Annotated in this window: 19 protein-coding genes; 9 read left to right on the top strand and 10 right to left on the bottom strand. The window is 52.3% G+C overall.

Annotation, left to right across the window (positions count from 1 at the left end; translation table 11 throughout):
- Position 1 precedes the first annotated feature (1 nt).
- From sapF to pdeR, 5 genes are all read left to right on the top strand, one after another.
- Entirely contained in the window at positions 2–808 is an 807-nt protein-coding gene (sapF, locus tag AAIG26_RS01920; protein ID WP_016495888.1) for a putrescine export ABC transporter ATP-binding protein SapF, read from the top strand.
- A 121-nt stretch (positions 809–929) separates the two neighbouring features.
- Positions 930–1,718: an enoyl-ACP reductase FabI gene (gene fabI, locus AAIG26_RS01915; protein WP_016495887.1), complete on the top strand. Its 789-nt coding sequence runs from the start codon at positions 930–932 to the stop codon at positions 1,716–1,718.
- A 177-nt stretch (positions 1,719–1,895) separates the two neighbouring features.
- On the top strand, positions 1,896–3,053 hold the full coding sequence (locus AAIG26_RS01910; RefSeq protein WP_343179492.1) for a CMD domain-containing protein: 1,158 nt from the start codon (positions 1,896–1,898) through the stop codon (positions 3,051–3,053).
- A gap of 137 nt (positions 3,054–3,190) precedes the next feature.
- Positions 3,191–5,125: an exoribonuclease II gene (locus tag AAIG26_RS01905; RefSeq protein WP_343179490.1), complete on the top strand. Its 1,935-nt coding sequence runs from the start codon at positions 3,191–3,193 to the stop codon at positions 5,123–5,125.
- A gap of 306 nt (positions 5,126–5,431) precedes the next feature.
- Positions 5,432–7,423, top strand: a complete 1,992-nt coding sequence (pdeR, locus tag AAIG26_RS01900) for a cyclic di-GMP phosphodiesterase (protein WP_016495884.1) — start codon at positions 5,432–5,434, stop codon at positions 7,421–7,423.
- On the opposite strand, the gene AAIG26_RS01895 is transcribed toward pdeR, so the two are convergent.
- The gene (locus AAIG26_RS01895) at positions 7,420–8,286 is read right to left on the bottom strand and encodes a crotonase/enoyl-CoA hydratase family protein (RefSeq protein WP_016495883.1); all 867 of its coding nucleotides are present in this window, start codon (positions 8,284–8,286) and stop codon (positions 7,420–7,422) included. The two genes, pdeR and AAIG26_RS01895, sit on opposite strands and share 4 nt — an antisense overlap.
- Before the next feature lie 193 nt (positions 8,287–8,479).
- On the opposite strand from AAIG26_RS01895, the gene AAIG26_RS01890 reads away from it, so the two are divergent.
- From AAIG26_RS01890 to osmB, 3 genes are all read left to right on the top strand, one after another.
- Positions 8,480–8,662, top strand: coding sequence for a hypothetical protein (locus AAIG26_RS01890; protein WP_343179489.1), 183 nt, complete (start codon positions 8,480–8,482; stop codon positions 8,660–8,662).
- A 93-nt stretch (positions 8,663–8,755) separates the two neighbouring features.
- Positions 8,756–9,514 carry a DNA-binding transcriptional regulator YciT gene (locus AAIG26_RS01885; RefSeq protein WP_343179487.1) on the top strand — a complete coding sequence of 253 codons (759 nt, stop codon included), beginning with the start codon at positions 8,756–8,758 and terminating at the stop codon, positions 9,512–9,514.
- 257 nt (positions 9,515–9,771) lie between these two features.
- Positions 9,772–9,990 (top strand): osmotically-inducible lipoprotein OsmB, encoded by a 219-nt coding sequence (gene osmB, locus AAIG26_RS01880; protein ID WP_025263597.1) that lies wholly within the window; start codon positions 9,772–9,774, stop codon positions 9,988–9,990.
- Positions 9,991–10,101: 111 nt separating this feature from the next.
- Here the strand turns inward: osmB and yciH are convergent, their stop codons facing one another.
- From yciH to pgpB, 5 genes are all read right to left on the bottom strand, one after another.
- Positions 10,102–10,428: a stress response translation initiation inhibitor YciH gene (gene yciH, locus AAIG26_RS01875; protein ID WP_016495879.1), complete on the bottom strand. Its 327-nt coding sequence runs from the start codon at positions 10,426–10,428 to the stop codon at positions 10,102–10,104.
- Positions 10,428–11,165, bottom strand: coding sequence for an orotidine-5'-phosphate decarboxylase (gene pyrF, locus AAIG26_RS01870; RefSeq protein ID WP_343179486.1), 738 nt, complete (start codon positions 11,163–11,165; stop codon positions 10,428–10,430). Before pyrF ends, yciH begins: the two co-directional genes overlap by 1 nt.
- Before the next feature lie 186 nt (positions 11,166–11,351).
- A complete protein-coding gene (gene lapB, locus AAIG26_RS01865; RefSeq protein WP_045508065.1) occupies positions 11,352–12,521 on the bottom strand; it encodes a lipopolysaccharide assembly protein LapB in 1,170 nt (389 codons plus the stop codon).
- Between the two features lie 6 nt (positions 12,522–12,527).
- Entirely contained in the window at positions 12,528–12,836 is a 309-nt protein-coding gene (locus AAIG26_RS01860; protein ID WP_045508064.1) for a LapA family protein, read from the bottom strand.
- A gap of 140 nt (positions 12,837–12,976) precedes the next feature.
- A complete protein-coding gene (gene pgpB / locus AAIG26_RS01855; RefSeq protein WP_343179485.1) occupies positions 12,977–13,741 on the bottom strand; it encodes a phosphatidylglycerophosphatase B in 765 nt (254 codons plus the stop codon).
- Positions 13,742–13,937: 196 nt separating this feature from the next.
- On the opposite strand from pgpB, the gene ribA reads away from it, so the two are divergent.
- On the top strand, positions 13,938–14,525 hold the full coding sequence (gene ribA / locus AAIG26_RS01850; RefSeq protein WP_016495874.1) for a GTP cyclohydrolase II: 588 nt from the start codon (positions 13,938–13,940) through the stop codon (positions 14,523–14,525).
- Positions 14,526–14,571: 46 nt separating this feature from the next.
- On the opposite strand, the gene acnA is transcribed toward ribA, so the two are convergent.
- The 4 genes from acnA to AAIG26_RS01830 form a co-directional block, all read right to left on the bottom strand.
- Positions 14,572–17,247, bottom strand: a complete 2,676-nt coding sequence (gene acnA, locus AAIG26_RS01845; RefSeq protein ID WP_343179484.1) for an aconitate hydratase AcnA — start codon at positions 17,245–17,247, stop codon at positions 14,572–14,574.
- 173 nt (positions 17,248–17,420) lie between these two features.
- Positions 17,421–17,519 carry a small membrane protein YmiC gene (gene ymiC / locus AAIG26_RS01840; RefSeq protein WP_228007861.1) on the bottom strand — a complete coding sequence of 33 codons (99 nt, stop codon included), beginning with the start codon at positions 17,517–17,519 and terminating at the stop codon, positions 17,421–17,423.
- A gap of 138 nt (positions 17,520–17,657) precedes the next feature.
- Positions 17,658–17,828 (bottom strand): hypothetical protein, encoded by a 171-nt coding sequence (locus AAIG26_RS01835; RefSeq protein WP_016495872.1) that lies wholly within the window; start codon positions 17,826–17,828, stop codon positions 17,658–17,660.
- 1 nt (position 17,829) lies between these two features.
- Positions 17,830–17,991, bottom strand: a complete 162-nt coding sequence (locus AAIG26_RS01830) for a YmiA family putative membrane protein (RefSeq protein ID WP_082071763.1) — start codon at positions 17,989–17,991, stop codon at positions 17,830–17,832.
- Between the last annotated feature and the right edge of the window lie 244 nt (positions 17,992–18,235).

The raw sequence follows: 18,235 nt of genomic DNA, 5'->3' as shown, positions 1-18,235 counted from the left end.
GATGGTCGAAACCTTGCTTGAAGTGCGCAATCTGAGCAAAACCTTCCGTTATCGCACCGGCTGGTTCCGCCGCCAGACGGTTGAAGCGGTTAAACCGCTGAGTTTTACCCTGCGGGAAAAACAGACGCTGGCGATTATTGGTGAGAACGGCTCCGGTAAATCGACGCTGGCGAAAATGCTGGCCGGAATGGTCGAACCGTCTTCCGGCGAACTGGTGATAGATGATAAACCGTTGCATTACGGCGATTACACGTTTCGCAGCCAGCACATTCGCATGATTTTCCAGGATCCAACCACCTCGCTGAACCCGCGCCAGCGACTGTCGCAAATCCTTGATTTCCCGTTGCGTCTGAATACGGATCTTGAGCCGGAAGTCCGCCAGAAGCGCATTCTTGAAACGCTGCGCATGGTCGGCCTGTTGCCGGATCATGTCAGTTATTACCCCTATATGCTGGCGCCCGGGCAAAAACAACGCCTGGGGCTGGCGCGGGCGTTAATCCTGCGTCCGAAAGTGATTATTGCTGACGAAGCGCTGGCGTCGCTGGATATGTCGATGCGTTCGCAGTTAATTAATCTGATGCTGGAATTACAGGAAAAACAGGGTATCTCTTATATTTATGTCACCCAGCACATCGGCATGATGAAACATATCAGCGATCAGGTTTTGGTTATGCATCAGGGTGAAGTCGTTGAGCGCGGCAGCACCGCCGATGTGCTCGCCTCGCCGCTGCACGATTTAACAAAACGTTTAATTGCCGGGCATTTTGGCGAAGCGTTAACAGCCGATGCCTGGCGAAAAGACCGCTGATTCAATAGTTTCAGTGGTCGGATTAACTCATCCGGCGACTCATGATAGAATCGCCGCGTTTTAACGACGATCGCCCCATATAATGGCGCTCGCCACAACAATGAATATAAGGATTAGAGCTATGGGTTTTCTTTCCGGTAAGCGCATTCTGGTTACTGGCGTCGCCAGCAAACTGTCCATCGCATACGGCATCGCACAGGCTATGCACCGCGAAGGCGCTGAGCTGGCATTCACCTACCAGAACGACAAGCTGAAAGGCCGCGTTGAAGAGTTTGCCGCCCAGTTGGGTTCCAGCATCGTTCTGGAATGCGATGTCGCTAAAGATGAAAGTATCGACGCCCTGTTCACCGACCTGGCGAAAAGCTGGCCGAAGTTTGACGGTTTCGTTCACTCCATTGGTTTCGCACCGGGCGATCAGCTGGATGGCGACTACGTGAACGCGGTAACCCGCGAAGGCTTTAAAATCGCCCACGACATCAGCTCCTACAGCTTTGTGGCGATGGCGAAAGCCTGCCGCGAAATGCTGAATCCGGGTTCAGCGCTGCTGACGCTCTCTTATCTGGGCGCGGAGCGTGCGATCCCGAACTACAACGTAATGGGTCTGGCAAAAGCTTCTCTGGAAGCAAACGTCCGCTATATGGCGAACGCGATGGGTCCGGAAGGCGTGCGTGTCAACGGTATCTCCGCCGGTCCGATCCGCACACTGGCCGCCTCTGGCATTAAAGATTTCCGTAAAATGCTGGCACATTGCGAAGCGGTTACCCCGATTCGCCGCACTGTGACCATTGAGGACGTCGGTAACTCCGCCGCGTTCCTGTGCTCCGATCTCTCTGCCGGTATCTCCGGTGAAGTGGTTCATGTTGACGGTGGCTTCAATATCGCCGCCATGAACGAGCTGGAAATTAAATAATCCCCACCGCCCCTTCTTCTGAAGGGGCGTTTTTCGATATGCCATTCTGATATTTATTATCACCTAACAATCTTTCATCCCTCTCCGTCATTACGCCAGGATTAAGCAGCAAAAAAGATCCGGCGACAATGATATGCCGTCGTATCCGGATCGCCACTTTCAGACCAAGGAACGACCATGGAACAACGCCGGATTGAAGGCAAAAGCCACTGGTATCATGAGACCCAGTCGAGTGCCAGCCGGGCACATGCGCTACCGTTAGTTCCCGAAGCGGCCACAGTAAACGACCCTTTTCTGCTCGACCTCGCCCTGCCGGAGAAACAAAAAACCGACCTTGAAGGCATTGTTTCGCCTGCACGAAAAATCTATGCCCTGCTATTTCCGCAGCGTGTAAACACCAGCCGTTTACGCACCTTCAGCGCCTATGATCGCCTCAGCACCGCCCTTACGGCGGCGCAGGTTTTCGGCGTTCAACGGTTATGCAATCACTACGCCGCGCGGCTGGCGCCGTTATCCGGCCCGGACTCGTCACGGGAAAGCAACTACCGACTGGCACAAATTACCCAACATGCGCGGCAGCTTGCCGCCTCTCCCTCGGTTATTGACGCACGTGCGCGACAACAATTAGAAGACGTAGGATTAACGCTGTATGACCTGGTGATCATCAATCAGATTATCGGCTTTGTTGCTTTCCAGGCGCGCGTTGTCGCCGCCCTGCAGGCATCGCTCGGCCAACCGGTGCGGTTTATACCCGGTATGGAAACCCAGCAAGAAGCGGACGCCGCGCTTTTTAGCGATACCGCCACTGAATGGCAGCCCGGTATCGATAGTGTCGATTTACGTACTGCAAATGCGCCGCAAATGGAGTCACTTGCGCGCTGGCAACCGCTGCCGGAACTACGCCTGCTTGCCCCCTTGTTGGCCCATGAACATCTGCTGCTCAATGAGCTTGGCGAAATGAGCGAACAGGTGGCTAAAATCAGCCCCAATAAACAGCAGAGCTGGCTGGTGGCGGCCTACACCGCGCGCCTCAACGGCAGCACGAGCTGCTTTACCCAACAAGTGCAACGTGGCAGTGACAATGAGTTACTGGCGCAGGCGCTGCGCGCCGGCAGCCGCGAGCTCAATCGTGTGCTGGCAGGGAAAAACAAAGAGAGCGCTCTGGTGCAAGCCGTTCAGATGCTTACCTGCGCGCCGGACAGGTTCAGCCCCGCGCAATTTTTACAGCTTGAGGAACATGGCTACAGCCGCCAGGCGGCAATGAGCTTGCTTGTCGCTTGTGCGCTAAATGGCTGGTTAAACCGGCTGCATATCGCCCTCGGGCAAAGCGTGTAGCCGCAGGCGGGTATAGCGCAGCGTAAGTGCTCTTGCCACTGGTTGCGCAGCATGATTTTGCTGAAACAGCGCTTGCCGCAGCAGGAAGAATCGCGTAAAACTGTCAGCCGCTCTTTTAGCCACGAAAATACATAATTATGCTCCAGGACAACCCGCTGCTAGCGCAGCTTAAACAGCAACTTCATTCCCAGACTCCGCGTGCGGAAGGTGTTGTAAAAGGCACTGAAAAAGGCTTTGGATTTCTGGAAGTCGACGCGCAAAAAAGCTACTTCATTCCGCCACCGCAGATGAAGAAAGTGATGCACGGCGACAAGATTATTGCCGTCATCCACAGCGATAAAGACCGTGAAAGCGCGGAGCCTGAAGAGCTGGTCGAGCCGTTCTTGACCCGTTTTGTTGGCAAAGTGCAAAAGAAAGACGATCGTCTCTCAATTGTGCCGGATCATCCGTTGCTAAAAGATGCTATCCCCTGCCGCGCCGCCCGTGGCGTTGAGCATGATTTCAAAGAGGGCGACTGGGCCGTCGCTGAAATGCGTCGCCATCCGCTGAAAGGCGATCGCGGTTTCTACGCTGAACTGACGCAGTTTATCACCTTCGCTGAAGACCATTTTGTGCCGTGGTGGGTCACCCTGGCGCGCCACAATCTGGAAAAAGAAGCGCCAAATGGCGTGGCGACCGAAATGCTGGATGACGGCCTGCAGCGTGTGGATTTAACCGCGCTGGATTTTGTCACGATCGACAGCGCTAGCACCGAAGATATGGACGATGCGCTGTATGTTGCGCAGACCGCTGAAGGCGAACTGCAACTGACCGTGGCAATTGCCGATCCTACGGCCTGGATTGCCGAAGGCAGCAAGCTCGATGAGGCTGCGAAGATCCGCGCTTACACCAACTATCTGCCGGGTTTCAATATCCCTATGCTGCCGCGCGAGCTGTCTGACGATCTTTGCTCTCTGCGCGCCAACGAAGTGCGCCCGGCGCTGGTATGCCGGATGACGCTGGATGCAGACGGCGCTATCAAAGACAATATCGAATTTTTCGCGGCGACCATTGAGTCGAAAGCCAAACTGGCTTATGACGATGTCTCCGACTGGCTGGAAAACGCCGGTAACTGGCAGCCAACAAACGATGCCATCGCGGCGCAGATCCGTCTGCTGCAGCGCGTCAGCCAGCTGCGCGCCCAATGGCGCCAGAACCACGCGCTGGTATTTAAAGACCGTCCAGATTACCGCTTTGTGCTTGGCGAGAAAGGCGAAGTGCTGGATATCGTTGCCGAGCCACGCCGCGTTGCTAACCGCATTGTTGAAGAGTCAATGATTGCCGCCAATATCTGCGCTGCACGCGTACTGCGCGACAAGCTCGGCTTTGGCATTTATAACGTGCACCTTGGTTTTGATCCGGCGAACAGCGAACAACTGGCCGCGATGCTGAAAACGCACGGTATGCATGTTGATGCCGAAGAAGTGCTGACGCTGGAAGGTTTCTGCAAATTGCGTCGCGAGCTGGATGCGCAGCCTTCAGGCTTCCTCGATAGCCGCATTCGCCGCTTCCAGTCTTTCGCGGAAATCAGCGTTGAACCTGGCCCGCATTTTGGTCTTGGCCTGGAAGCGTACGCGACCTGGACCTCGCCTATCCGTAAGTACGGCGACATGATCAACCATCGCCTGCTGAAAGCGATTATCAAAGGCGAAACGCCGAAGCGCCCACAGGACGATGCCACGGTGCAAATGTCTGAGCGCCGTCGCCTGAACCGCATGGCGGAACGCGATGTCGGCGACTGGCTCTACGCCCGTTTCCTGCAAAACAAAGCCGGTACCGATACCCGTTTCGCGGCAGAAATTATTGATGTCAGCCGCGGCGGTATGCGCGTACGGCTGGTGGATAATGGTGCCGTTGCCTTTATTCCGGCTCCGTTTATTCATGCCGTGCGCGACGAGCTGGTGTGCAGCCAGGAAAATGGCACCGTGCAAATTAAAGGTGAAATCGTCTTTAAAGTGACCGACGTTATTGATGTCACGATTGCGGAAGTCCGTATGGAAACCCGCAGCGTTATTGCCCGCCCGGTGCTGTAACGTTTTTTAATCATGGCGCTTTCCAGCCCTGGGAAGCGCCAAATTTCTGTTGCGATGCCACGCGCATTTTTTTCTGAATTCTTCACACAATCCTGCAAAAACGGCCACAATAAAACCTCAGGCAACTGTTTGTTTACTGCGGCTTTATGCTATTTATTACAGATATTTTTTCGCTACCAGGCCGGGTTTTAACAAAACATTCCAAGAAGAAACAACACGTTCATGCCTGATTACCCCCTTTAAAAAGGCGGTTATCCGTCAATAAATTGTGTACCCGTTGCGCTTTTATGTGGGTTGGGAGATTGCATGAAAGACTTTCAGGAACAGAACCTGCTGTTTCGCTATCTGGGTTCGACAAGCCCCTTTTGGCGTTTAACCGCCGACAGTAACGCACTGCACTTTGCTCCGGACGAAAACGCCGATGTCAGCCAGGTTGTTGCGCTGAGCGACGAGCAAGCAGCGCGGATCCGCGAAATGACGGTCATCACGTCCAGCCTCACGATGCATCTCTCTTTATTCGGCGAGGACGTTGCCGTGCACCTTGTCGGCAGGAAAATATCCCGCAAAGCCTGGGCGGGTAGCGCATCGGCCTGGCACGATACCAAGTCAGTAGCACGCGATCTGGTGCAAGGCCTCTCCTTCGCAGAGCAAGTTGTTTCCGAAGCGAATTCAGTGATTGTGATCCTCGATAAGCACGGGAATATTCAGCGGTTTAATCGTCTGAGCGAAGAATACACCGGCATGAAAGAGCAAGAGGTCATCGGGCAAAACGTTTTTAAACTGTTTATGAGCCGCAGCGAAGCGGTGGCTTCAAAACGTAATATCAGCGGTTTTTTTCGTGACGGTAGGCCATATGAAGTGGAACGCTGGGTTAAAACCCGTAAAGGCCAGCGTTTATTTCTGTTTCGCAATAAGTTTGTTCACAGCGGCAGCGGTAAAAATGAAATTTACCTCATCTGCTCCGGTACGGATATTACCGAAGAGCGGCGTGCGCAAGAGCGATTGCGGGTTCTCGCCAACACCGATACGGTGACGGGTTTACCCAATCGCAACGCTATTCATGAGTTAATTAGCGATGCGATAAGCGCGCGCGGGGAAACGCAGGTCGGCATTGTCTACCTTGATCTGGATAATTTTAAAAAAGTGAATGATGCCTATGGGCATATGTTCGGCGATCAACTCTTACAGGCGGTCGCGCTGGCGATATTGAGTTGTCTGGATGAAGGCCAGGTGCTTGCAAGGCTCGGCGGCGATGAGTTTATCGTACTGGCAACAGACACTTCGCAGAGCCTGCTGGAAGCGATGGCATCGCGCATTCTGACCCGTTTACGCCAGCCTTTCCGTATCGGCCTTATTGAAGTTTACACCGGCTGTTCGCTGGGCATTTCGCTGGCTCCGCAGCACGGTAATGACCGGGAAAGCGTGATCCGCAACGCCGACACGGCGATGTATACCGCTAAAGAGAGTGGCCGCGGCAAGTTTTGCGTCTTCTCGCCGGAAATGAATCAACGCGTATTTGAATATTTATGGCTTGATACCAATCTGCGTAAAGCGCTGGAAAAAGAGCAACTGGTGATCCATTACCAGCCCAAGATCACCTGGCGCGGCGAAGTACGTAGCCTTGAAGCGCTGGTCCGCTGGCAATCGCCGGAGCGCGGCCTGATCCCGCCGCTGGACTTTATCTCCTATGCTGAAGAGTCAGGTTTGATTGTGCCGCTGGGGCGCTGGGTCATGCTGGATGTGGTGCGGCAAGTGGCGAAATGGCGCGACAAAGGCATATTTGTGCGCGTAGCGGTAAACGTCTCTGCGCGCCAACTGGCGGATCAGACAATTTTCAGCGATCTGAAACAAGCGCTGCTGGATCTTAAATTTGAATATTGCCCAATTGATGTGGAGCTGACCGAGAGCTGCTTGATTGAAAACGAGGAGCTGGCGTTGTCGGTTATTCAGCAATTCAGTGCCCTGGGCGCGCAGGTGCATCTTGATGACTTCGGCACAGGTTACTCGTCCCTGTCACAACTGGCGCGTTTTCCGCTGGACGCTATCAAACTCGATCAATCTTTTGTCCGCGAAGTGCATAAGCAGCCAATATCGCAATCACTGGTGCGGGCGATTGTCGCCGTCGCACAAGCGCTTAATTTGCAGGTGATTGCTGAAGGTGTGGAGAATGCAAAAGAAGACGCCTTTCTTACAAAGAATGGCGTCAATGAACGGCAGGGTTTTTTATTTGCCAAACCAATGCCCGCTGCCGTATTCGAGCGGTGGTTCAGGCGTTATCAGGCACGTAAATCGCGTTAGCCCGCTTTCAGCGCCACCGCAGCGTGGCGATCCTGTAACAGGACTAAACGTTCCATATAAGCAATATCTTTCGGTTGCAAACAGAAAGCCGAGTCCACCCAGTCTTCGGTAATGTCCATCAGTTCACTGCGCGGTAACTGCAAAACGCGCTGGCGGGCGCGCAGCATTGCCCGCACACCGTTTAACCGGGGTTGCAGGGTATCGATAAAGGTACGTGTCGCAAGGAACCCCTGCCCGGATTCGAAAGAGACATCCACCAGCCCTTGCGCTTCATACCACTCTGCCGCGTGCGACTCCCCTTTGTAGATCAGTTCTTCCGCCAGTTTCATTCCCGAACGACGCGCCACTAGTGAGTACGCGCCCATACCGGGAAAAAGATTGAAGGCGATTTCCGGGAAACCGAGTCGTGCGTCACGCTGCGCCAGCACGAAATGGTGCGCCAGCGCGGCTTCGAAACCGCCTCCGAGCGCACTGCCTTCGACCATCGCCAGCGAGATGGCTCCCGTGTCAAACCCTCTTGACGCGGCGTGAACGCAATCCACGCAGGCGCGGGCATAGGCGCGCAGGGCTTCGCGTCGACCATTCTTGATACAATCAACAAAAAATTGTAGATCGCCGCCGGTGTTGAACATGCCTGGGACTAACGATCCGGTTACCCAAAAATCAACGGCAAATCCCGCTTGTCGGACAAGCCAGGAAATATTCATGATCTCCTCAATTAACGCATGGTTGAAGCAAGGTCTTGGCCTGGCGCGCAGCATCATCCACACGGTACGGCGCTCCTCCTCGTAATAGCCAGAAAGCTGCGTAAAGCGTTCTTCGTCAGTAAACAGTTTGCAGGTGGTCTGGTTGATAATCGTCATTGCTTTATCCTCCGGTAATAAAAGCGCATTGCGCGCACTGCAAGACTAATCCACCGCCAGAGCCAGCTCTTTGTTGCGTAATGAATATATAATTGGCGCTTATAAGTTTTTGAGATTTCCTTTTTTTCCTTCTCTTTTTAAACTGTTTTCTGCATCATTGAATTCATTCGTTTTTCGACATAAAGGTGAAGGTATGGCAGACATCGACGTGAAACACCTTGCCAGCCGGATAGATACCGTTCTGGATATTCTGGTTGCGGGGGATTACCAATCCGCCATTCGGAACCTGGAAATTTTGAAGGCGGAATTATTGGATCTCGATAACAACGATAAAGCGGCCTCTTCTGGTGCGCCGAAAACACCCTGGGAAATTTAACTACCCTTATTTTCGCCATGACGCGGCAGCCGGGAATGCGACGCGCGTACTGGCGATTCCCTTTCTTCAAACCATTATTCGAAATATGTGGCTATGAATTCCCGACAACAACTTATTTTGCAGACGGTCATCGACAAGGGCCAAATGAGTGTTACAGACCTCGCGCGTATGACCGGGGTATCTGAAGTCACGATTCGTCAGGATCTGAATACGCTCGAAAAACAAAGCTATTTGCGCCGTACGCATGGTTTTGCTGTGCCGCTGGACAGTGACGATGTAGAAACACGCATGATGAACAACTACACCGTGAAGCGTGATTTGGCTGATTTTGCAGCATCGCTGGTGAGTTCGGGTGAAACCGTGTTTATTGAAAATGGCAGCAGTAACGCCCTCCTCGCCCGTAAACTGGGCGAACAGCGTGATATCACCATTATCACTGTGAGCTGCTATATAGCTCATCTGCTTAAAGAAGCGTTATGTGAAGTGATCCTGCTTGGCGGCATTTATCAGAAAAAGAGTGAAAGCATGGTCGGCCCGCTGACGCGCCAGTACATTCAGCAGGTGCATTTCAGCAAAGCCTTTATCGGGATCGATGGCTGGCAGCCGGAAACGGGTTTTACCGGGCGCGACATGATGCGTACTGACGTGGTCAATGCCGTGCTGGAAAAAGGCAGCGAAGCGATTGTGCTCACCGATAGCTCCAAGTTTGGCGTAGTCCATCCTTATACGCTTGGCCCCGATGAACGCTTTCAGCGGGTGATCACCGATTCAGCCCTTAAGCCGGAAGCACATCTTCAACTGCAGCAAAAAGGCCTGATTGTCGATATCGTTAACACTGGCGGGTTTCGCTAATCCTATTAGCCCGCCGGCGCGGGCTATCTCCCTCATATCTGAGACTATTCTGACGTTTCGATTAAGACTATTTACCTGTCTTGTTACCGGTCTGCGCGTAAAATTATTATTAGCGATATAACAGGAAGTGACTATCACTGACGTGATTGAATTACACCTGCGCAGCAAGGTTTCACGGGAAATCTTTAGGTCCGCTCACAGGCACTATACTTAAAGAGAACATTCTTCCGTGAATCGATTATTCAGGAGAAAGTATGATGATGTTAACAAGCAAAAAAATGGCCGCAGCAGTACTCGCAGTTACCCTGGCAATGTCTCTGAGCGCTTGTGGTCACTGGTCTAAACGCGATCGTAATACCGCAATCGGTGCGGGTGCGGGTGCGCTTGGTGGTGCTGTGCTGACGGATGGTAGCACGCTCGGTACGCTGGGCGGTGCAGCTGTCGGCGGTATCATCGGTCATCAGGTTGGTAAGTAATTGGTCATTTAAACGGCGACAATAATAAATAATACTTTCTTTTTCAGGTCTACGTTTCACAGTGTAAATAATAAGGCCGCGATAATGACCGCGGCCTTTCTGTATTCAGGTTTAACCACCCGCTAATTTCACTTTCATCCCTTTGGCTTCCAGCAATGATTTGAGTAAATCACGTTTGTCGCCCTGGATCTCAATGACGCCCTCTTTCACCGAACCACCGCAGCCGCATTTTTTCTTTAATTCTGCGGCCAGCTTAGCCAGTGCTTCATCATCTTCATCAATGCCGGTTATCAGGCACACGCCTTTGCCTTTGCGGCCGCTGGTCTGACGCTGGATACGTACAACACCATCACCTTTCGGGCGTGTATGTTGCTCTTTTGGCTCGTCAATGCGCCCGGTTTCGGTCGAATAGACCAGACGGCTGTTGTCGTCTTTCATTATTCCCCCATACCCAACGATGCATTAATCGCTTTAAGGGTTTTCGCCGGGTCGGCAGACTGCGTAACCGGACGGCCAATCACCATATAGTCTACGCCTGCCGCAAGCGCCTGTTCCGGCGTCATGATGCGGCGCTGATCGCCAGACTCGCTGCCGACCGGGCGTATTCCTGGCGTGACCAGTTTGAATTCCTTGCCTAATGCGTTTTTAAAACGGACAGCTTCCTGGGCGGAGCAAACAACGCCATCAAGGCCACATTGCTGCGTAAGGCGAGCCAGGTGCTCCGCATGCTCTGCAGGCGATGCGTTGATGCCAAGATCCTGTAAATCACTCGCTTCCATGCTGGTCAATACGGTGACTGCAATCAGTAACGGCGCATCTTTACCAAACGGAAGCAGCGCTTCTTTCGCGGCCGTCATCATCCGCGCGCCGCCAGAAGCATGCACATTCACCATCCAGACGCCCAAATCAGCGGCTGCTTTAATGGCGTGCGCTGTGGTGTTCGGGATGTCGTGGAATTTTAAATCGAGGAAGATATCGAAGCCGCGCTGTTGCAGATCGCGCACCAGTTGCGGGCCGAATAAGGTGAACATCTCTTTGCCAACTTTCAGGCGGCAATCACGCGGATCGATACGGTCAACAAACGCCATGGCCGTGTCGCGGTTATCGTAATCAAGTGCTACTACAATCGGGGAAGCAGTAACGGTGCGGGAAGTCGATAAAACAGTAGACGTCATGATCAGACCTTCTGAAATGAGGGCACCCGCTCAGGCGCGAGAAGAATAAACGGCGAGCATTCTACCCGCGAGCGCGTAGAAATAACAGGTTCGATTTTTTTGCTGCTAAGCGAAGACTAGCGCAGATGCCGCATAGTCAAAAAAACGTCACTAGCATGTTGTAACTAATGATGATGTTTTTAAAAATTACTGGCCATCCAGGCCGCGAATCGGTTTAACGGTCGACCACGCCCGACAAGACGGACAATGCCAGTACATGGTAAACGCGGTGAATCCACATTTATGGCAGCGATAACGGGGTTTACTGCGCACCTGCTCGCCCACCATTTCACGCAGCACCATCAGGCTCTCTTTGGCGCGCCCCTCTTCGGCTTCGTTGAGGTGGTAATCCATTAGCTTATGGAAAACGCGCATGGTGGGATGCCGCTGCAGTTGTCGCGTAACATAGCTCTGCGCCGCGTCAGGCCCATCGCGGCGCTCCATAATATCTGCCAACATCAATTCGGCAGTCGCACCGGTGTTCTCTTCCACGCAACGCTGTAAAAATGCCGCCCATTCGTCATTTTTACCCAATTGCTGATAGCAGGTTTGCAGCATTTCCAGCGTTTCGCTGACGAGTTCTTTATCCTGATCGATAACGCGTAACAGGCTCTCCACCGCTTTTGCATAATCGCCATCGGCCATAAACACACGGCCCATCATGATAGAGACGCGCGGGCTGTCACGATCGGCGGCAGCGCCTTTTTTCAGCAATGCCATTGCCCGCCCCATCTCTTCGTTGCCCATCTGCTGCAACGCCAGCTCACAGTAGAAATGCGCGATTTCACCCCGCTGCTTATCTTTGCCGAGTTTTACTAGCCGCTCAGCGACATCGATGGCTTTTTGCCACTCGCTGGTCGCCTGATAAATTTGCAGCAATTGCTGGAGCGCACCGACCCGAAAATCAGTTTCATCCACCAATTGGTTAAACATATCTTCCGCGCGATCGTACATGCCGGCCGCCATGTAGTCGCGGCCAAGTTGCTGCACCGCCAGCAGGCGCTGGTCGTAAGAGAGGGACGCGCTTTCCATCAATGTCTGATGAATACGGATTGCACGGTCAACCTCACCGCGCGAGCGGAAAAGGTTGCCGAGAGTGAGGTGCGCTTCAACGGTGCCGGTGTCCTCTTTCAACATATCGAGGAACAGATCAACTGCTTTATCTTGCTGATTACTCAGTAAAAGGTTAACCCCGGCAACGTATTCACGTGACAGCCGGTTAGCCTCATCCTGTTTTGTCTGTTGAGCATTTCTGCGCCCCATATACCAGCCATAGGCAGCCGCGACAGGTAACAACAGAAACAACAACTCCAGCATAAAATATTATTCCTTCACTGCCGTTGAGCCGGTTGCAACCGTAACAGTTGTGGCAGGAGTAAGCTGGTGCTCAAGACGTTTGATTTTACGTTCGGCGCGCGCCAGAGAAACGCGAACGCGTAGCCAGAAAAGGCCACAAATCAGCCAGCCGATAATAAAACCAGCAGCAAACAGCACGGCCAGCAGCGTGGAAATCCTGTATTCACCCTGTGCGAGCAAATAGTTGAATGTGACTTGCTGATCGTTTTGCGCGCCAAGGGTAATCGACACAACAAAAATCGCTAACACCAGTAAGAAAATGAGTAAATATTTCACATTACGTCCCGTTATGTGCTGCCGAGTGATGAATTTATATGCAACGACTGCATTCAGCCCTATAAACTACCATTTTAGCGCCCGGCGCGAAATGGAAATGCATGATGTTAAATTCTGATTTGCGGGCGAAACAGCGGAAATCAACCCTCTTGATCGCGAGCAATAATTTCCGGTACTTCCTCCGCAGGCGGCGTGAGCGGACCGCAAATACGCTGGGCAAGCCAGGTCGCCAGCGTCACAAGCAGCCAGGATATCAACGTTGCAACCACCAAATCGCGCGGCCAGTGCATGCCTAACAACAGCCGGCTCCCCATCACGCCTATCGCCCACACAAGCAGCACAGCAATCGTCCATGTGCGTCTGCGTGGCCACAGCAACCCCACGGCTAATAATGCCCAACTTGCGGCAAACATGGTATGTCCGGAGGGAAATGCGAAACCCGTCTCTTTTTGCCAGTGTTTACGTAAAAACCCAGGAATATCATGCTGGCTGGAGAGTTGTTTTTTCACTAACTCTCCCCGGTCCTTACGTTTCAAAGTGTAGAACTGTTCGGCCTGAACATCGTGCGTTTTTTCCAGCCACAGGACGAAAGGTCGCGGCTCCTGAACACGCTCTTTGACAAAAGATTTAACCCCCTGTCCTGCCAGAATCGCGCAGCCAAGAATAACGAACAGCATCACTGCAGCCTTGAGGCGAAAACGCAGGCACCAGAGAAACCACGCGCACAATAAGACATGCGTGATAATTCCCCACGGTTGGGTAACGGTTTCTGTTAACCAGTATAAAAAATGCAGCCACCAGCGGGTTTGCCCCGGCTCCCAGTTCCAGCCGGAAATCCACATTATCAGCGGCATTATCAATAAAATCGCCGCACCTGCTGTTGTTCGCATTGCAATGGAAAGCATCTTTTCTCCTTCTGATTTCGCGAACCAATATAACTGAAAAATAACATTTCCGCTGAAACCTACGCATTTGTGCGTTTAAACGGCAATGCGTGGGTCATCTGTAGGCGATGCGTAATGCATTGTGGCAAAATGAGGTTATACAGAAGGCCAACAGGCTAAAGGTGCGCAGTGCACCACTAAAAATCCGGAGATTCACATGCAACTTAAACGTGTGGCAGAAGCCAAACTGCCAACCCCATGGGGCGACTTCCTGATGGTGGGTTTTGAAGAACTGGCAACCGGGCAGGATCATGTCGCTCTTGTTTTCGGTGATATTTCCGGGCAACTGCCCGTACTTGCGCGCGTTCACTCCGAGTGTCTGACCGGCGATGCCTTGTTCAGCCTGCGCTGTGATTGCGGTTTTCAGCTTGAAGCGGCGCTCAATCACATTGCAGAAGAAGGACGCGGCGTACTGCTTTATCATCGCCAGGAAGGCCGTAACATCGGTTTGCTGAATAAAATCCGCGCGTATGCGCTGCAGGATCAGGGCTATGACACCGTTGAAGCGAACCATCAGTTGGGTTTTGCTGCCGATGAACGCGACTTCACGCTTTGCGCGGATATGTTTAAATTGCTGGCGGTAGACGAAGTTCGTCTGCTGACTAATAATCCCAAAAAAGTTGAGATCCTTACCGAGGCAGGAATCAATATTGTGGAGCGCGTACCGCTGATCGTCGGGCGTAACCCGAAAAACGCGCACTATCTCGATACCAAAGCAGAAAAAATGGGGCACCTGCTGAAATAAGCGCCCCATCGGTGATGAAACAGGCCTGCAAATGCAGGCCTTTGTTTTAGTTTAACATATTACGGATCACGTAATGCAGAATGCCATCGTTGCGGTAATAGGTCAGCTCCGTCGAGGTATCAATGCGACAACGGCACGCCAGCGTCTCCTGCTTGCCATCGGCGCGGGTTAATGTCACCAATAAGGTTCCACCGGGCGTGATATTTTGCAGATCGACAACGTCCAGCTTTTCCTCCCCCGTCAAAGCCAGCGTTTTTCGCGTCACGCCTTGTGGGAACTCAAGCGGCAGGATCCCCATACCAATTAGGTTGGAACGGTGAATACGCTCGAAAGATTCAGCAATTACCACCCGAACTCCCAACAAGCGCGGCCCTTTTGCCGCCCAGTCGCGGCTGGAGCCTGAACCATACTCTTTGCCAGCAATCACCGCCAGCGGCGTACCCTCTTGCTGGTAGCGTACCGCGGCATCATAAATAGAGACCACTTCGCTGCCCGGCAAATGACGCGTCATGCCGCCTTCAACGCCCGGCACCATTTCGTTGCGAATACGGATATTGGCGAATGTCCCGCGCATCATTACTTCATGGTTGCCACGTCGCGAACCATAGGAGTTAAAATCCCGGCGCTCGACGCCATGGCTTTGCAGATACCGGCCCGCCGGACTGTCCGCTTTGATACTGCCTGCTGGCGAAATATGGTCGGTCGTGACCGAATCACCGAGCATCGCCAGGATCCGCGCCCCATGAATATCTTCCACCGGTTTTGGCTGCGCCTGCATATCTTCAAAGAATGGCGATAACCGGATGTAAGTCGAGTCATTCTGCCAGCTATACGTATCGGAGTGCTCAACCTCAATCGCCTTCCACTCCGGCGTGCCTTCAAATACCTCGGCATACTCCTTGCGGAACATTTCAGTTGAGACTTGTTCAACCGCACGGGCGATCTCACTACTTGTTGGCCAGATATCTTTCAAATAGACCGGATCGCCCTTCCGATCATGACCGAGCGGGTCAGTAGCGAGGTTGATATTCATATTGCCCGCCAGCGCATAAGCCACCACCAGCGGTGGTGAAGCAAGCCAGTTCGTTTTAACCAGGGGGTGAATACGTCCTTCGAAATTGCGGTTGCCTGAAAGCACCGCACCAACGGTAAGATCGCCTTCACGGATCGCCTGTTCAATAGGTTCTGGTAACGGTCCAGAGTTACCGATACAGGTGGTACAACCGTAACCGACAAGGTTAAAACCCAGTTCATCCAGGTAAGGCGTTAATCGCGCCTGCGCCAGATAGTCAGAAACCACTTTCGAACCAGGCGCCAGCGATGCTTTCACCCATGGCTGACGTTTGAGCCCGGCGGTGACCGCTTTTTTGGCCAGCAGCCCGGCGGCCATCAACACACTGGGGTTTGATGTGTTAGTACAAGAAGTGATCGCAGAAATCACTACCGCACCGTCCGGCAATTCATATTTCTGCCCGTTCAGCACGTACTCGACCGGTTTGCGATCTTTTTGCGCCGTGTTCAGTTCAAGTTCTGAGCTGGCTGCAAAGGCTTTAGGCACATCGCTCAGCGCGACACGATCCTGAGGGCGTTTTGGCCCGGCGAGGCTCGCTTCAACGTCGTGCATGTTCAGTTCAAGCGTGCTGGTAAAGACGGGTTCATCGCCCGGGTTACGCCACATACCTTGAGCTTTCGCATAAGCCTCCACCAACGCGACTTGCTCTTCGCTACGACCACTCAGGCGCATATAATCAAGCGTCACGCCATCGATAGGGAAAAAGCCGCAGGTTGCGCCATATTCCGGGGCCATATTGGCAATGGTGGCGCGGTCGGCAAGCGGCAGCGAATCAAGGCCATCGCCGTAAAACTCAACAAATTTACCGACAACGCCGTGTTTGCGCAGCATTTGCGTGACCGTCAGCACCAGATCGGTTGCCGTGATCCCTTCTTGCAATTTACCGCTCAGTTTAAAACCGACCACATCAGGGATCAGCATAGAGACCGGCTGCCCGAGCATCGCCGCTTCGGCTTCAATCCCGCCCACGCCCCAGCCCAATACACCGAGGCCATTAATCATGGTGGTATGAGAGTCGGTGCCGACAAGCGTGTCAGGATAGGCAACCCACTCTTTGCCCTGCAATTCGCTCCAGACCGCTTTGCCGAGGTATTCGAGATTTACCTGGTGGCATATTCCTGTTCCCGGCGGCACCACGCTGAAACGGCTAAACGCCTGCTGGCCCCAGCGCAGGAAAGCATAACGTTCATGGTTACGTTCCATTTCAAGACGGACGTTCTCTTCGAAGGCGTCATCATCACCGAAGTGATCAACGGTCACAGAGTGGTCAATTACCAGATCGACCGGGGATAGCGGGTTCACTTTAGCGGTATCGCCCCCAAGACGTTTCACCGCTTCACGCATCGCCGCTAAGTCAACGACGGCGGGAACACCGGTAAAGTCCTGCATCAGGACCCTTGCAGGGCGATAAGCGATTTCGCGATCGGCGTGCGCACTGTCGAGCCAACCGGCAAGAGCACGGATATCTTCTTCAGTGACGGATTCCTCGTCCTGCCAGCGCAGGAGATTTTCGAGTAAAACTTTTAGCGACTTGGGTAACCGTGCGATATCCCCAAGTTGTTTAGCGGCCAGCGGCAAGCTGTAGTAGTGATAAGTTTTGTTCTCTGCCTGCAACGTGTCCTTACTGGCTTCGCGTAGGGTTGACGACATGTGCTCCTCCTTAATTACAGGGGTTGCTTACCCTGATGCTCTTCAGGGTCTGTATTAAAGATAACACAAACATATCGTAACGTTTTGATAACAACCAAAATTGCTACAAAAGGGAAAATCTTTCAGGAGAAGGGAAATAAAAAAACCTCGCTGATGCGAGGTTTTTCAATTCATTAGCGAAGGGCAGCCCAGACAATCTGTCCCCAGAAAAGAATGGAAACAGAAAAAGCGGCTAACCACGACCAGTATTTCATTCCGCAATCATTACTCATAAATTTATTACCAGAAAATCTATTCATTAAAACTGAGTCATTACTCAATTCATTTATGCTGTGTATTAATTAAAGAGTACAAAAGAACGCATCAATGAATAGCCGGGATAATTTCCCACGTTTATTCTGATGATATTTTTATTGTTTTTTGATGTCGTCTTCAGAGAAGGCATCAATAAAAGCTTGTTGCTGCGGCGTCAGCTTCCAGGAAGCCGGAATAGAGGTCACAGGTTTCTTTTTCGCTTTAGCTGGTGTGTCATGCAGTTGACATACTTGCTTAACCGGTTCGAATCGACCCGCTATAGCCATTTTAACCCCAGAATTTCCAGATCAATAACGCGACGACTGCCCAAAACACGGCAGAGCCAAGAAATACCGCCAGCCAGGCTTTACGCTTAAGCTCAGGGTCCCTTTGCGGCTCTTCACTTCCTGATGGCATTGCTAACCTCGTACAATCGACATCACTTATCATTTTGGGTACCAACAATCGGTGTAATTAATCATGAGATGAGACAAATCCTAAAAGAACTTTAGCCGAAAATCCAGTGAATTTACTCACCAATTCCAAAGAAATATTTAATCTTTTGACCCGAAATAAATTATTGAAGTAATAAATTTGCAGAGCGGCAATTTAGTTTCTATTTTTGTCGCTAAATAGTGACAGTGTCGGGTTTAAAATTGTGAAGGCAATCACCCGGAAAGGTGATTGTATCAAA

The organism is Kosakonia sp. PSU_27, assembly GCF_039409795.1.
GTDB lineage: Bacteria > Pseudomonadota > Gammaproteobacteria > Enterobacterales > Enterobacteriaceae > Kosakonia.
Note: the sequence above shows the minus strand (reverse complement) of the source record. Positions and strands in the feature narration are given on the sequence as shown.

Bases quoted from the DNA above. Each gene is read 5' to 3' on its own strand.
- AAIG26_RS01885 (WP_343179487.1), top strand. From the start codon at position 8,756: ATGAATTCCCGACAACAACTTATTTTGCAGACGGTCATCGACAAGGGC.
- AAIG26_RS01895 (WP_016495883.1), bottom strand. From the start codon at position 8,286: ATGACGATTATCAACCAGACCACCTGCAAACTGTTTACTGACGAAGAA.
- pyrF (WP_343179486.1), bottom strand. From the start codon at position 11,165: ATGACGTCTACTGTTTTATCGACTTCCCGCACCGTTACTGCTTCCCCG.
- acnA (WP_343179484.1), bottom strand. From the start codon at position 17,247: ATGTCGTCAACCCTACGCGAAGCCAGTAAGGACACGTTGCAGGCAGAG.
- sapF (WP_016495888.1), top strand. From the start codon at position 2: ATGGTCGAAACCTTGCTTGAAGTGCGCAATCTGAGCAAAACCTTCCGT.
- pgpB (WP_343179485.1), bottom strand. From the start codon at position 13,741: ATGCTTTCCATTGCAATGCGAACAACAGCAGGTGCGGCGATTTTATTG.
- yciH (WP_016495879.1), bottom strand. From the start codon at position 10,428: ATGAAAGACGACAACAGCCGTCTGGTCTATTCGACCGAAACCGGGCGC.
- AAIG26_RS01890 (WP_343179489.1), top strand. From the start codon at position 8,480: ATGGCAGACATCGACGTGAAACACCTTGCCAGCCGGATAGATACCGTT.
- lapB (WP_045508065.1), bottom strand. From the start codon at position 12,521: ATGCTGGAGTTGTTGTTTCTGTTGTTACCTGTCGCGGCTGCCTATGGC.
- AAIG26_RS01835 (WP_016495872.1), bottom strand. From the start codon at position 17,828: ATGGCTATAGCGGGTCGATTCGAACCGGTTAAGCAAGTATGTCAACTG.
- AAIG26_RS01830 (WP_082071763.1), bottom strand. From the start codon at position 17,991: ATGATAAGTGATGTCGATTGTACGAGGTTAGCAATGCCATCAGGAAGT.
- osmB (WP_025263597.1), top strand. From the start codon at position 9,772: ATGATGTTAACAAGCAAAAAAATGGCCGCAGCAGTACTCGCAGTTACC.
- ribA (WP_016495874.1), top strand. From the start codon at position 13,938: ATGCAACTTAAACGTGTGGCAGAAGCCAAACTGCCAACCCCATGGGGC.
- AAIG26_RS01905 (WP_343179490.1), top strand. From the start codon at position 3,191: ATGCTCCAGGACAACCCGCTGCTAGCGCAGCTTAAACAGCAACTTCAT.
- ymiC (WP_228007861.1), bottom strand. From the start codon at position 17,519: ATGAGTAATGATTGCGGAATGAAATACTGGTCGTGGTTAGCCGCTTTT.
- fabI (WP_016495887.1), top strand. From the start codon at position 930: ATGGGTTTTCTTTCCGGTAAGCGCATTCTGGTTACTGGCGTCGCCAGC.
- AAIG26_RS01910 (WP_343179492.1), top strand. From the start codon at position 1,896: ATGGAACAACGCCGGATTGAAGGCAAAAGCCACTGGTATCATGAGACC.
- pdeR (WP_016495884.1), top strand. From the start codon at position 5,432: ATGAAAGACTTTCAGGAACAGAACCTGCTGTTTCGCTATCTGGGTTCG.